This is a genomic window from Sphingobacterium sp. Lzh-3, from assembly GCF_046764375.1.
Taxonomy (GTDB): domain Bacteria; phylum Bacteroidota; class Bacteroidia; order Sphingobacteriales; family Sphingobacteriaceae; genus Sphingobacterium.
Genome location: NZ_CP177226.1, coordinates 5,661,798 through 5,677,086, shown reverse-complemented (window position 1 = coordinate 5,677,086; position 15,289 = coordinate 5,661,798). Strand labels below are relative to the sequence as shown.

The 15,289-nt window shown below is 40.0% G+C and carries 9 protein-coding genes; 5 read left to right on the top strand and 4 right to left on the bottom strand.

What is annotated here, in order from left to right:
• The 4 genes from ACLCDV_RS23805 to ACLCDV_RS23790 all read left to right on the top strand — a co-directional run bounded on the left by ACLCDV_RS23805 (position 1) and on the right by ACLCDV_RS23790 (position 8,272).
• Complete coding sequence (locus tag ACLCDV_RS23805) at positions 1-1,716, top strand: GMC oxidoreductase (RefSeq protein WP_088163121.1); 1,716 nt, start codon at positions 1-3, stop codon at positions 1,714-1,716.
• Positions 1,717-2,138: 422 nt separating this feature from the next.
• Positions 2,139-5,285 carry a TonB-dependent receptor gene (locus ACLCDV_RS23800; protein ID WP_333577159.1) on the top strand — a complete coding sequence of 1,049 codons (3,147 nt, stop codon included), beginning with the start codon at positions 2,139-2,141 and terminating at the stop codon, positions 5,283-5,285.
• An 18-nt stretch (positions 5,286-5,303) separates the two neighbouring features.
• Positions 5,304-6,866 carry a RagB/SusD family nutrient uptake outer membrane protein gene (locus tag ACLCDV_RS23795; protein WP_411972405.1) on the top strand — a complete coding sequence of 521 codons (1,563 nt, stop codon included), beginning with the start codon at positions 5,304-5,306 and terminating at the stop codon, positions 6,864-6,866.
• Positions 6,867-7,378: 512 nt separating this feature from the next.
• The gene (locus ACLCDV_RS23790) at positions 7,379-8,272 is read left to right on the top strand and encodes an alkaline phosphatase (RefSeq protein WP_411972404.1); all 894 of its coding nucleotides are present in this window, start codon (positions 7,379-7,381) and stop codon (positions 8,270-8,272) included.
• A 73-nt stretch (positions 8,273-8,345) separates the two neighbouring features.
• Here the strand turns inward: ACLCDV_RS23790 and nrdF are convergent, their stop codons facing one another.
• The 4 genes from nrdF to ACLCDV_RS23770 form a co-directional block, all read right to left on the bottom strand.
• Complete coding sequence (gene nrdF, locus ACLCDV_RS23785) at positions 8,346-9,332, bottom strand: class 1b ribonucleoside-diphosphate reductase subunit beta (protein WP_286769100.1); 987 nt, start codon at positions 9,330-9,332, stop codon at positions 8,346-8,348.
• Positions 9,333-9,464: 132 nt separating this feature from the next.
• Positions 9,465-11,570, bottom strand: a complete 2,106-nt coding sequence (gene nrdE / locus ACLCDV_RS23780; RefSeq protein ID WP_070570178.1) for a class 1b ribonucleoside-diphosphate reductase subunit alpha — start codon at positions 11,568-11,570, stop codon at positions 9,465-9,467.
• Positions 11,530-11,937 (bottom strand): class Ib ribonucleoside-diphosphate reductase assembly flavoprotein NrdI, encoded by a 408-nt coding sequence (nrdI, locus tag ACLCDV_RS23775; protein ID WP_317669353.1) that lies wholly within the window; start codon positions 11,935-11,937, stop codon positions 11,530-11,532. The genes nrdE and nrdI overlap by 41 nt, the downstream gene beginning before the upstream one ends.
• A gap of 34 nt (positions 11,938-11,971) precedes the next feature.
• Complete coding sequence (locus tag ACLCDV_RS23770; RefSeq protein WP_046673718.1) at positions 11,972-12,205, bottom strand: thioredoxin family protein; 234 nt, start codon at positions 12,203-12,205, stop codon at positions 11,972-11,974.
• Positions 12,206-12,665: 460 nt separating this feature from the next.
• On the opposite strand from ACLCDV_RS23770, the gene ACLCDV_RS23765 reads away from it, so the two are divergent.
• Positions 12,666-15,068, top strand: a complete 2,403-nt coding sequence (locus ACLCDV_RS23765) for a prolyl oligopeptidase family serine peptidase (RefSeq protein ID WP_317669354.1) — start codon at positions 12,666-12,668, stop codon at positions 15,066-15,068.
• Positions 15,069-15,289: the final 221 nt, after the last annotated feature.

Here is a 15,289-nt window from a genome sequence, read left to right as displayed (position 1 = left end):
ATGGCAAATTTAAATATTGACAGTGAAAAAAACAGAACCTACGATGCGATCGTGATCGGTTCGGGAATTAGTGGCGGTTGGTCCGCAAAAGAGTTGTGTGAGAAGGGTTTGAAAACATTGGTTTTGGAACGTGGACGTGATGTACAACATATCAAGGATTACCCAACCACCAATATGATGCCTTGGGAGTTTGAACATCGGAATGAAATGCCTTTCAAAGTAAAGGAAGAAAATCCGATTGTCAGTAAATGTTACGCATTTCACGAAGATGCGGCACATTTTTTTGTAAAGGACAAGGAGCACCCTTATATTCAGGAGAAACCTTTTGACTGGATCAGAGGCTATCAAGTTGGTGGGAAGTCCTTATTATGGGCGAGACAGACGCAACGTTGGTCTGACTTTGATTTCGAAGGCCCTGCGAGAGATGGTTTTGCTGTAGATTGGCCGATACGTTATGCTGATTTAGCACCCTGGTATGCTTATGTCGAGAAATTTGCCGGTATTGCCGGTAATCATGATGGACTTCCTGAATTGCCCGACGGCGAGTTTCTGCCTGGATACCCCTTAAATATTGTCGAGAAGTATTTTAAAGAAAGCGTTCAAAAGAAATTTCCGGAGCGCAAAGTGATTTCAGCACGTTGTGCACACCTGTCTAAGCCAAATCAGATTCACATCGAGCAAGGACGTGTACAATGTCAGAATCGGGTACTTTGTCAGCGCGGATGTCCTTTTGGTGGATATTTCAGCTCCAATGCAACGACAATTCCTTGGGCCGCCAAGACTGGAAATATGACTTTACGCCCATTTTCGGTTGTTCATTCGATCCTTTATGATGAACAAAAGGGAAAAGCAGTGGGTGTACGTGTTATTGATACCAATACAAAAGAGGAAATTGATTTTTATGCCAAATTGATTTTTGTTAATGCGGCTGCAATCAATACTAATTTGATCTTATTGAATTCTAAATCGAACCGTTTTCCAAATGGTTTGGGTAATGATAGCGGTGTGCTCGGAAAATATGTGGCCTTTCACAACTATAGTGCACGCATTTATGCGGAGTATGAAGGAATGTTGGATTTTACGGCCGAAGGACGGAATCCCGCAGGTGGAGGGTATATTCCACGTTTCCGAAACTTGCACAAACAGGAAACGGACTTTTTAAGGGGCTATGCTGCCGGGTTCGGAGCTTCGCGTAGTAAAGAGTCCGATCGTTCGGGCTTAGGGTTAGATCTGAAAAACAATTTGTTGAATCCTAAATTAGGTGTTTGGCAGGTTGGATCTCACATGATGGGTGAAACGATACCAAAAGAATCGGGAATGGTTTCATTGGATAGCAGTAAAAAAGATGACTGGGGTATTCCTTTGTTGAAAATTGCTGTCGATTATGATGAGAATGATGAAAAAATGAAAAAGGATTACATTGCTGTCATGACGGAGATGTTTACAGATGCTGGCTTCACAAACATTCGCCCGGATACACACTGGCAGGCTCCAGGTTTGGATATCCATGAAATGGGCGGTGCACGTATGGGGCATGATCCAAAAACTTCGGTATTGAATAAATGGAATCAGATGCATGCGGTGAAAAACGTTTTTGTCACCGATGGTGCAAGTATGACCTCGACATCAACACAAAATCCTTCATTGACCTATATGGCATTTTCGGCTCGATCTGTCGATTATGCGATTAGCGAAATGAAGAAAGGAAATATCTAATGTGCTGGGGAAAGGTTTTGAAAATAAATCTTTCCCCAGTAAAATTAAAGTGTTATCTTTCCAACTTAATAACACCCTAAACCAAGAAATAAAAACCAAAAGGGGAATAACAACGAATAAACAATTAAAGAACCAATAAGTAATAAAAAAAGACAATTAAAAAACCAAAATAGGGAAACCAAAAAATTTTACAACAAATGCAAAAGCGATTTAGCTTATTTTATTGCAAATGCTATCTGGTAATAATCCCATAAGCATTTTGAGACCTGATGTTTTCTGTTAAATGAAAGCAGGGGAGTTTAACAAGCAATTTTAAGAAAGCGGATCGATTTTAAAACGATCAATTAAGGGAAACTAAATTAAACTAGACGTTCTAAGCATCTTTTTGCTAAAACGTTTTTATAAACCAAATCACTATTAATATGAGCAAAGTTGACGTAAAATCACTTGCGCAGCTTGGGAAAAAATCAAAGTTATTTTTCTCATTGGCTGTCATTGCTGGTACTTTCCAACAAGTCAATGCCGCAGTCGGAACTTCTGCCAATTACGAAGTCAAATCCTTCGTAAAAGAAGTAAACCATTTGCAGCAACAAGTTAAAGGAAAAGTATTGGATGCTACTGGAAAACCAATTTCAGGAGTTAACATCGCCGTTAAAGGTACTTCGAAGGGCACACAATCCGATGCCTTGGGTAATTTTACATTGGATGCTAAATCGGGGGATGTATTGGTGGTTTCTTCCATTGGTTACAAAGCCAAAGAAGTCACTGTTTCCGGAGCGACTGTTTCAGTACAATTGGACGATGATCAAAGCCAATTGGATGAGGTTGTCGTTGTAGGTTACGGTACCATGCGTAAATCGGATGTAACAGGTTCTATTGCGATGGTTAAAGGAGCTGACATGATCAAAGATCAGAACTTTAGTCCGCTGGATAACTTAAGAGGTAAGGCTTCGGGTGTGAATATCTTTTCCAACTCGAGCCAACCCGGTGCTTATGCTAACCGTGTGGTTATTCGTGGTGTGGCTACGATCAATTCATCATCCAATCCACTCTATGTTGTGGATGGGGTTGTGATGGAAGACTTTCAATTGTTGAATCCGAATGATATCGAGAATATTGAGGTATTGAAAGATGCTTCTTCGGCAGCAATCTACGGTGCACGTGGTGCAAACGGGGTTATCTTGGTAACGACAAAACGAGGAAACAAAGATGGGTCCAAAACAATTAGTTATCAAGGATCTGCTGGTGTGAGCTCGGTTCAACGCTACATGGATGTATTGAATGCACAGGAATGGGTAGATGCCTTTATGATCGGCTTACAAAATGAAAATAAATATCAGGGAAAATCCTGGTCTTTGGATAAAAAGACCTGGTTTAATGATGCCAATTATTTCGATGCCAATGGTAACCCACTTTATAATACAGATTGGCAACGTGAAGCAACACGTACAGCAATTTCGCACAACCATCAGTTGAACGTACAACAGGGTGATGACAAATCTTCTGTCGGGGCATTTTTGAATTATACCGATCAGCAAGGTGTTGTTAATAATACCTGGAATAAGCGTATCAATGGAAAGCTAGCTTATGATGCCAAACCAACTTCTTGGTTATCTACAGCAATTAACTTGACTGTAAACCATACTTGGGGACGTTATACACCAGAAGATGGTGGTGGGCAAGAAGCGCGTCGTACCATGATCGAGATGATTCCTTGGTATCCAGTCTACGAAAAGGACGGTACTTATACCAATTCCTCTTCTTCAAAAGTAGCAGAAACATTGGGTTTTGAGGGGATGTCTAATCCGGTCGCTATTTTAGACAAGCAAAAACGCATGCGTTATAATACCCAGATTTTTGGAAATGCTGCATTAACCTTCCACTTGGCAGAAGGTTTGGATTTGAAAACCCAATTGGGTATTGATAATCATCAGAAGACCTACCGTGGCTATTCTTCTGTAACACTAAATAACATTTCCAGACCAAATGGTTGGGCGGAAATTAATCACCGTAATACACTTTACTGGCAAGAAGAAACTTACCTGACTTATAATAAAAAAATTGACAAGCATCGGATCAATGCGATGGCAGGTCTATCCTGGCAGGCAAGGACCAATGATTATGATGGAAGCCGTACAACAGGATTTTCTGACGATTTCTTTGAATACAATAATATGGGAGCGGGAACAATTCCTGATCCACCGTATTCAGCCTACGACAAATGGGCGATGAACTCCTATTTCTTACGCGCCAACTATTCTTATGATGACCGTTATTCAGTGGTATTTACAAGCCGTTATGATGGTGCGTCCAAATTTGGTTTGGATAAGAAGTATGCCTTCTTCCCATCTGCTGGTTTAGCATGGAACGTGAGTAATGAAGATTTCTTGAAAGGGAACGAAAAGATCAGCAACCTGAAATTACATACAAGTTACGGTCTAACAGGTAATTCGGAGATTGACCCGTATAGCTCACTGGCGAATGTTGAGACGGGAACAACACTATTAAACGGGCAACGCGCTTCTTGGTCTTATGTAGCATCTATTGCAAACCCGGATCTAAAATGGGAGAAAACTGCCCAATATGACGTCGGCGTCGAATTAGGCTTATTTCAGAACCGATTGAATTTTGATGTCTCTTATTACCATAAAAAGACCAATGACCTCCTATTGGAAGCACCGTTACCAACCTCTTCAGGTTTTAGTTCCGTCTATAAAAATATTGGATCTGTAAAGAACCAAGGTCTGGATTTGATGATCAATGGAACGATCTTCAATCACGAGGATTTTAGCTGGAAAGCTTCCTTAAATGCCAACTATAACCAGAATAAAGTCGTAAAACTAGGTGAGAATAACGAAGATATCCTGATGAATAGCTGGGTTGGGGGTGCCAATAGTATTGTTCGTGTAGGCGAGAATCTAAACAGCTTCTACGGTTACCGTCGATTGGGTGTCTATACGCAGGCTGATGTGGATGCCGGAAATGCTACAGTGAACCAAATTGGGCGGGCGAAGAGAACGGCAGAAAAAGAGGTCATTGGAAAAGGATTGCCAGATTGGACCGGTAGTTTTATCAACAATTTGCGCTACAAGAACTTTGATTTTACGTTGGATCTGCAGTTTGTAAAAGGTGTAGATGTGATGCAACAGTTCTTCCATTCAACCTACGACCGCTTTGGTATTACCAATGGTTTGAAAAATATCCTGACAGACGCGTACAATGGCTCGAATCCAAATACCATGCAACAGGCTATTTATTTAACGAATGGTGGACATGCTGGACAAGATACAAACGTAGATGATGCTTGGGTGGCTGATGGATCTTACCTTCGTGTTAATTTGATCCAGTTGGGGTATACCTTTAATCCTGATGTGCTAAAACGTGTCGGTATGTCTAGATTACGTGTTTATGCATCGGCGAATAATCCATTCTTATTTACATCGAAGGAGTTCTTGGGTTATGATCCTGAAAGTACCTCTCAGGGAGAGAATAAATTTGGTCAGAATATGACTTTTTTCTCTTATCCAAGAGCAAAAACCTTTTCTGTTGGTGTGAATGTTACCTTTTAACTCTTAGAACTTAGTAAAATGAAGAATAAATTATGTATGTTGTTATTGGCCGGACTGGCATTAACAACTTCTTGTAATAAATTTTTGGAGGAGGATCCCAAGTCAGGAATTATTTTGGCGAGTTTCTATAAAACAGAGTCTCAGGCTCGGGAAAATGTTAATTATCTGTACCGTAATGGAGCTCCTCAGCGCTACTCCTATGCCTCAAGTGCTTATCTTGGCCCTACAGCCTCTATCAATTCGATGCTGACCGGCTATTTTACAAGCAGCTATGAAGGACAGGAGCGGATCTGTTTATTTGCCAGAGAATTGACCCGTCAAAACAATACGAGCATCATCTCTAATACAATGAATACCATTTGGGATGAGGGCTATAAAGCAATCAACACATCCAACGCTGCTATTCAATATATTCCCCAAATCACGATGCCAGATGGGGTAAAGAATACATTAGTTGCCGAGGCAAAGTTCTTTCGGGCATTTAATTACTTCTATTTGGTAAAGACTTTCGGCGCTATTCCTTTTTATACTAACGCAAATGAATCATTAAAAGATGATCTTTATCTAGGACGTACAGATGCGGCAAAAGTATATGAATTAATAGAATCTGATTTGAAGTCTGCAGTGGAAGTTCTTCCTGCTGCAACGTTTGCGGCAAATGGACACCGGATAACCAAATATGTAGCGGCCATGACCTTGGCCAACGTTTACTTGCAACAGGGTAAGTATGCTGACGCTGCGGCAGCGGCAAAACTTGTCATCGGCTCAGGTCATAGTATGACCACAAACACCAATTTGGCGATGAACAGTGCCTATAATAAATTACGTACGACGGATGATCTGGATGAAGTAATTTATGCACAGGAGTATAATGCGACTATCCGCGATGGTAGCTGGTGGCCGACTTATGCTTTCAATTCGTCAGCCGTATCGTTATTTACATCCTATTCGATCTTTGAAAGAATCTATGGACCAACCAAGCAATTTTTGAATGTCTACGAGAGCAAGGATCTCCGTATCCAGCCGAATCAATTCTATCATTGGAAGTATACAAATCCAAAAAATGGAAAAGTATGGGAATCAACGGATGCGGGAATATGGTATTTTGTGGATGAAGAAGCTCTGTTGACAACAGGTAAAGCAACGAAAGACTGGAACTTCTACCGTTATCCTGAGGCCTTGCTTATAGCTGCAGAAGGAATTGCTAAAACATCTGGTGTAAGTGCCGAGGCTGCAGGTTATTTAGCTCAGGTAAAAGCACGGGCAAATACCGAAGGAAAATCAGTTGCTACTTATACGGCCGAATTACAAACATTATCAGCAGACAATTTCGTGAAAGAATGCTGGAAAGAGCGTCTACGTGAGTTCCCATTAGAATTCAAAATGTGGGATGATATTGTGCGTACAAAAATGTTCCCTGTAATTTCAACGACTGAGGCTGGTAAAGTCGATTTCGTACCATTAATTGGTGCAAAGAATGGCTCTGGAGCAACATTTAAAGAATCCGATTTATTATGGCCGATTTCTCCTGATGAGATACAGCGTAATAATAAACTGACTCAGAATCCAGGATATCAATAGTCTTTAATTTATTATGATGAAGCGTATACTGGAGCCTAAAAGAGCAACATAAATCGAAATGGCTGCTTGATCAAAGTGCTTTTGTTGAGATGTATGCACGATTGGCAAAAGCGGGGTTCTAGAGCAACTGTGTAGCACCTCATCGTAGGCTTAATGAAAAATCTGCTAAAAGTAATTTTAGCAGATTTTTTTGTTCTTGTAACATGTTGGTTAGAGAGATTAAATAATGTTTACTTAACATAATAGATAACGTAAAATTTCTATTTTTGAAGAAATCAACTTCTAATATTGAATGATTTGTAATACACAGTCTCTGAACGGGCGCTAACACGATATTGTTAGCCGTGGAGGCGTTAAGGCTATCTTATTGTGGGTACATGAAAGTTTGAGGAGGTTGTGTAGGAGTTGAATACCAAGTTATTATATTATGAAACCATCATGATTTATTCAATCACATTTGGGGATGAATAAATCTGATAGCTTCATCGCAACTGAAAAACAAATTTATACAGATGAAAATTAAAAATCTATTCTTACCATTGATCGTACTGGGGCTGTCCACAAGTGCTGTGTCGGCACAGAGCAAAAAGATCAAACACGTTGTTTTAGTTGGTTTTGACGGTTTTGGAGCTTATGCTCTACCAAAAGCAGAGATGCCAAATCTCAAAAAGATGATGCAGGAGGGGACTTATAGTACACATGTACGCACCGTTTTACCTTCTTCCAGTGCTGTAAACTGGGCCTCCATGATTATGGGTGCTGGTCCTACCGCACATGGATATACCGAGTGGGATAGCAAAGTCCCCGAGATCCCTTCTACGACCAAAACAGCAAACGGCATGTTTCCTTCCTTATTTAATGCTGTTGCCAGCAAAAATCCCAAGGCACAGTTTGCTGTGGTACATAGCTGGCCGGGTATAGGCTATTTGATCGACAACAAAGTCGTGCAAGAAATCATTAACACCAAGGATGATGATGAAGCAGCGTTGAATACCACTGTGGATATCATAAAAAAGGAGAAACCGACAATTATGTTTGTACATTTTGACCAACCTGATGGTGTAGGTCATAATATCGGGCACAACACACCGGAATATTATGCCGAACTAAAACAGGTCGACAGACGTATTGGTACTTTGCAGCAGGCAGTAAAGGATGCGGGAATCGCAGATGAAACGATTTTCGTTGTTGCTGCGGATCATGGCGGTACCGGAAAAGGACACGGTGGTAAATCGCTGGCGGAGGTGGAGATTCCTTGGGTAATGACCGGACCTGGTGTGCCAAAAGGAAAAGAAATCAAGGAAACTTTGATGATTTATGATATCGCGCCTACGTTAACTTGGTTGCTTGGTGCACCGCTTGATGCCGCTTGGCGCGGACAGGCCATCAAAGCATTCCAACAATAGTTGTTGCTCGTCAGTCAAACAAAAAGCCCCAAAGAATTTTCTTTGGGGCTTTTTGTTTGACAAATCGTCAATATTATATATCTACGACCACATCCATTTTGAAGTCGTCATCTTTTAGATGGACAATTTCCGTTGCTTTTTCGTAGTTAGTTGATTTCTTGGAGAAGAAGTCATGTTGTGTCGTTTCAGTATTCAAGCCATTCAATACGATTGGGTTGACTTGTTTTACTTCGAAGATCGGATCAAAGCCCAAATTCATCAATGCTTTGTTGGCATTGTAACGAACATATTCTTTTACCTCTGCAGTTAAACCAACTTCAGTATAGATCTCTTCCGTATATTTCAGCTCATTTTCATACAAATTGTAAAGCAGGGCCAGGAAACGAGCTTTTACCTGATCTTGATTTTTTAATTTTTTGAATTGATCTTGGGCTATTAATCCAACGAATACACCGTGAATAGATTCGTCTGCGATAATTTTCTTGATGATATCGGCAGAAGCAACCATTTCACCTTGTCCACATAACCATAATGGCAAGAAGAATCCAGAATAGAATAAGAATGATTCCAATAATACGGATGCAGCCATCGCCATATAAATCTCTTCGTCCGAAGCCTCCTCTTTATCGATTGCACGGTAGTAGCCATCAATTGTTTCTGCTTTGTATTGAAGGTATTTATTTTGTTGAACCCATTCGAAAATGTCGTTTATTTCCGCGGTTGTAGAAACTGTCGTGAAAATAGTGGAATACGATTTTGCGTGGATAGCTTCCATCATACACATATACGACAATACAGCTTTATTCTGTAATGTATCGATATGATCGATGATTTTAGGCATACCAGTATGGCTTTGAAGGGTATCCAACAAGGTTAATCCTCCTAAAGCTTTTTTATACGCATCTTTCATTTCTGGGCTGATACGTTTCCAGCTATCGATATCTTTTGAAGGAATGTATTCCGTATCGATCCAGAATTGACGGATATTTTGTTCCCAGAACATCAATACATAATCGTTCTCAGGGGTATTCCAGTTGACAGCTTTATATGTTTTACTCATTTTTAGTTTAAAGTATTAGGCATTTATTATCTCGTATTTGGATTGTTGATTTTAGATAAGCCAAAAGCCGCCAATGGCGTAGGCAACTTTTGACTTTCTCCCATTATATATCCAAATACTAAAATCTCAGAATTAAGCTGAACAAGAGACACATTCGTCGATGGTCGATTTTCTTGTCCGTGTATAATAAAGGGATTTCAATCCCAATTTGTGTGCATAGATATAATATCTAGACAAATCTCTCGTCGAATCCTTTGAGTTTGTATGCAAAATTGTAGATACACCCTGATCAATATGGCGTTGGATAACCGAGATCAATTTCAAGACCTTGAATTGATCCATATCATAAGCCGATTTGAAATAGAAATAATTATCGTTTGTCAAGTATGGCATTGGATAGTAAGTTGTACTATCTCCATACTCACGCACCTCAATGATATCTACAATTGGCATAACTGATGCGGTTGCATTCATGATATATGAAGTCGATTGATTTGGAGCAATAGCCAAACGGTAAGCATGGTAAATACCATGTTCTTTGATTTTTGCTTTTAATTCCAACCAATCTTCTACTGTTGGAATATGTATTCCTTCAAATAACTCCGTTACCTTAGCTGTTTTAGGCATGTAATCGCGGTTTATGTAATTGTTGAAATACGTACCATCGGCGTAGGCTGATTTTTCAAATCCAACAAATGTTTTACCACGTTCTTTGGCAATTTCCATCGATGCTTCCAATGAATAATAGTTCATCATCATAAAGAAGGTATTGGCAAAATCCAACGCTTCGTTAGATTCATACATGATGAAGCTTTTTGCAAGGTAACCATGGAGGTTCATTGCACCTAGCCCTACAGAATGTAACTCACGGTTTGCTTTTGCAATAGAAGGAACCATGTCGATATTGGTCACGTCTGTAACGACAGTCAAAGCACGCATAGCCGTTTTTACGGTCTCTTTGATACGTTTGTTGTCCATTACAGTCGCAATATTTAAGGAGCCTAAGTTACAGGAGATACCATACCGGATCGTATCCTGTTTGCCATAGATCTCAATATCGGATACTTGGGATACTTGCATAATTTCAGTACACAAGTTTGAGAATTTCACCTGACCGATTTCATTCAATGCATGGACACGGTTGGTGTTCTCTTTGAAGAAAATATAAGGATATCCTGATTCTTTTTGTGTCTGTGCAATTTTAACTAAAAGGTGACGGGCATTGATTTTTTTCTTTTTCACGTTTGGATTCGTGATCAATTCGTCGTACATCTTGTCCATATCCATCTCATCCAAGAATTGTCCATACTCTTGCATTACCGTATGTGGGTAGATCAAATAGCAGGGTTCATCTTTTTCTGCCAATTCCATGAATTTATCAGGAACGATGATACCGATAGACAATGATTTGATACGTACTTTCTCGTCAACGTTGATTTTTTTACAATCTAAAAATTCTTCGATGTCGGAGTGGAAAATATTGAGGTATACTGCACCAGCACCCGGACGTTGTCCCAACTGGTTCGCATATGAAAATGTATCTTCCATAATCTTCATGATTGGAAGTACACCGCCGGCACGGCCTTCAACACCTTTGATAGCTTCTCCGCGAGCACGGATTTTGGAGATATTGAACGATACACCACCACCGATAGAAGACAACTTCATTGCGGAATCAACAGCATAACCGATACCATTTAAGTTGTCGCCGATTTCATCCAGGAAACAAGATACTAATTCACCCGAGCGTTTCTTTCCTGCATTCAAGAATGTAGGGGTCGCTGGCTGATATTCTTGATTGATCATGATTTCTGCATATTCAATTGCTTTTTGAACACCTTCTTCTCTTGCTAAGAACAAGGAAACAGCAACTACACGGTCTTCATAACGCTCTAAAAACTTCTCGCCAGAATCGTCACGTAAAGCGTAGCTCTGGAAGAATTTGAATGCCGCCATAAAAGATTCGAAACGGAATTTCTTCGCATACACATAGTTGAATACCGTTTCCATTTCTTCAAATGTAAACCATTGGTAAAAGTCAATATAATAGTTGTTTTCTACCAAATAGTCTATTTTTTCTTTTAATGTATAAAAGAACACTGTGTTCTTATTTACATATTCCAAGAAATATGCACGAACCGCTTCCTTATCTTTATGTAAGCTGAATTCGTCATCATGCTTAATCATGATTTCATTATTAAGCAATATCCAGTTTTTTGCTACTTCGTTTGCTACCATCGCAAAAGTTCTTTAAGATGTCAATAAATTGATTAATATCTTCCATTGTTCCGGACAGTTCAAATTTGAACGCCAGTGGAATGTCGAAATCCTGTGAAATGCGATCAGCTGCTAGACCAAAATTCGGTCCCCAGTTGCGGTTGCCACTGGAAGTAACAGAATAGATATTTTTAGCTTCGCGTTTCATGAATTCTTTTGTGTTTTCGGGCACCTGTCCAAAATTTGTGGTGAAAGTGACCAAATGCCCAGGGTCTTCTACCGTTAAATCGGCGGTGATCTTATGGATTTGCCAACCCGTTATCTGAGCTACTTTATCCATAAAACGTTGTACGTTCCCCGTTCTGGAATCATAATAAATGTGTATCATGTCACTGTTTCATTTTAATGATACGCTGAATTTATTAAAGTGCAATGGCAGCCAATTCCTCTGGTTTAAAGCCAATGATACGGTGTTGAATCTCTTCATTTTCCAACACAATTACCGTAGGAACTGTGCGGATTTTGAATCTTGCGGCCAAGTCTGGTTCATCAAAAGGATTAACCGTTTCATATTGGATACCTTTTTGATCCAAATAAGCCGATACTTGTGCACAAGGAGCACAATCGTTTTTCTCAAATTTGATAATTCTTGCCATGTTTACTTGTTTATTTTTTTATTCCAATCTTTATAGAAAAACCCGGTACGGAGTTAATGGTATCAATTTTAATCGGGGAGACCAGATTTAAGTTCATCTGGCCATTTAAAATAGACAATTCATCAAAAAGAAATGTCTGTGTTTCGATACTTAAAAACTTCGTTGAGTTGCCAATTCTTTCATTAGCTTAACAAATATCTTATATTTTCTTTCGATGCGGTAGTTTGACTTTTCCACATTTTGGGCAAAAGTTTGTCAGAGAATGCGTTTGCTGCAGATTAGTGTTTGTAAATTGTTGATTATCTTATTTTTGCGAATGTGGATAACTTTAAATTAGTAAATTTTACCACTATTTTACAAATGATTTAAGTTTAATTTTAGTGTCATAAAAAAGCTACAAAGCTTGCTTTTTTATGAAAATTTTATTACTTTATTTTGCCCTAATTTGAAAAATAAATTTATGAAGAAACTATTCTATGGTCTCTTGCTTCTAGCGTCGCTACAGACGCAAGCGCAGGAAAACATTACCTTTCAAAAACCCTCTACTGAAATTTTGGCCTTAGCCGATTATGTACGCCCCCCTCAGATAAAGATTTCAAGCGATAAAAATTGGATGTTATTTACGTTCCGGCCTACATACAAAAGCCTGGCAGACTTAGGCCAGGAAGAAATGAAACTGGCTGGATTGCGGATTAATCCGAAGACGAACATGGAAAGTTCGACAATCTTTTTCGATAAGATTGCCTTGAAAAAAATTGGACAAAATATGGAATTTTCCGACTTCACGGGGATGCCCGAAAAAGCCGCAATGGCCAATTTTGTGTTCTCTCCAGACAATAAGCGTTTGGCATTCAGCAATACAAATGAGAGTGGAACGGCCTTATTTGTCATTGATCTTGCAACGCGAAATGTCAAACAGCTGACTGCCTACAATTTGAATGGAACATTGACAGCACCATTTCAGTGGCTGAGAAATTCTTCCGGTTTAATAATAACAAGCCTGCCAAAGGATAGGGCTGCACTGTTGGATCCTTCAAAAGATTTGCCGACAGGACCTATTGTCTCAACAAGTGATGGGAAGGTGTCTCAGTTGAGGACATACCAGGACCTGCTTAAAAATCCGCAGGATGAAGTGAATTTTGAAACATTGGTGCAATCCAACCTTGAACTTGTAGATCTGGACGGCAAGATTTCTTCCTTTAAAGATAAAGCCATTTATACGGGGATCAGTTTCTCTCCGGATGGTGAGTATGTGATGATCACGACGATCACAAAACCTTATTCCTACGTGGTTCCGGTCTCGTCTTTTCCACAGCAGGTTCGTATTTATGATCGATCGGGCAAGGAAATAGCACTGGTGAATGAGACAGCCTTGACAGAGGTGATGCCGAAAGGTTTTTCGTCGACACGATCGGGAAAACGTGCCTGGCATTGGCGGAGTGATCAGCCAGCGACGTTGGCTTATGTAGAAGCCTTGGATGGCGGGGATGCGAATAAACCTGCGGAGTTTCGTGATGCCTTATATACTTTATCGTACCCTTACGATGGTGCGGGAAAGCTTATTTTTAAAATCAAAGACCGTTACGCTGGTGTAACATGGGGGAATGATAAATATGCATTGATCAATTCGCAATGGTATGATACGAGAAATGCAAAAACTTTTGTGGTGAATCCTTCCTCGGGAGAATCTAAACTATTGCATGACCGGAACAGTCAGGATGTCTATAACGATCCGGGAGATGTATATATGGAAAAAAATAGTTTAGGCACTTATTCGATGTATATAGATAAGGATAAAGTACTGTTTGTAGGTAAGGGGTTTACTAAAAATGGTGAGTTTCCTTTTGTGGATGAGCTTGATCTGCATTCGCTGAAGAAAAAACGCATTTATATTGCTCCAGCATCTGAACTGCAGGAACGTATCACCCAATTAGTGAACCCTAAAACTGGGGATTTGTTGATTTCGCTTCAGTCAGCATCGACTTATCCGAATTATTTCATGAAAAATATGAAATCGGGGAAACAGGTGACACTCACCACGTTGGAAAACCCGTTTAAGTCTTTGGAAAAAGTTCATAAAGAGATTTTAAAGTACAAGCGAAAGGATGGAGTCGAACTTTCCGGAACATTATATTTACCTGCCGGTTATGATTTTACGAAGAAAGAGAAGTTGCCTCTGCTAATGTGGGCTTATCCAAGGGAGTACAAAGATAAAAATACGGCTGGACAAAGCACGGCCAATCCGAAGGAGTTTACCTTCCCAAGTTATGGTTCTTTTATCTACTGGGTATCGAAGGGGTATGCTGTATTGGATAATGCGGCCTTCCCTATTGTTGGAGAGGGAACAAAAGAACCAAATGATACCTTTATTGAACAACTTGTGGCAAATGCCGAAGCTGCAATTGATGCGGTAGATCATTTGGGTTATATCGATCGGAAAAAAGTTGCTGTGGGTGGGCATTCCTATGGTGCGTTTATGACAGCACATCTGTTGTCCAATTCAAAATTGTTTGCCGCAGGAATAGCGCGTTCTGGAGCATACAATCGGACCTTAACACCATTTGGTTTTCAGAGTGAACAACGTAACTTCTGGGATGATCCAGCCCTGTATATGACCATGTCTCCATTTGTGAGTGCTGATCGGATGAAAACCCCACTTTTGTTGGTTCATGGTGGAGCCGATAATAATCCCGGAACATTCACCCTGCAGACAGAACGCTATTTTCAGGCCCTGAAAAACTTGGGAGCTCCCGTGCGTATGGTCATTTTACCACGCGAAGCACATGGATATGTCGCCAAAGAAAATATCTTCCATTTACTTTGGGAGCAGGATCAATTTTTGGAAAAATACCTTAAGAAATAAGGTGAAAATCAACATGAATAAAAAAAGGTTGCTGTACAAAGCAACCTTTTTTGTTGCGCAAGTTTCGCGTAAATGGATCGCTACCCTCCCCCTTGATAAGCGTTAATCCGATACGGACCCTGTGAAGTCAGTATTGAACCTAGGTGGGCTCCTACTGAACCGCTAGTAAATGTGCTGAAGGTTCAGTGGATTATACATATTATTTTTTAAGTTTGGGTAAT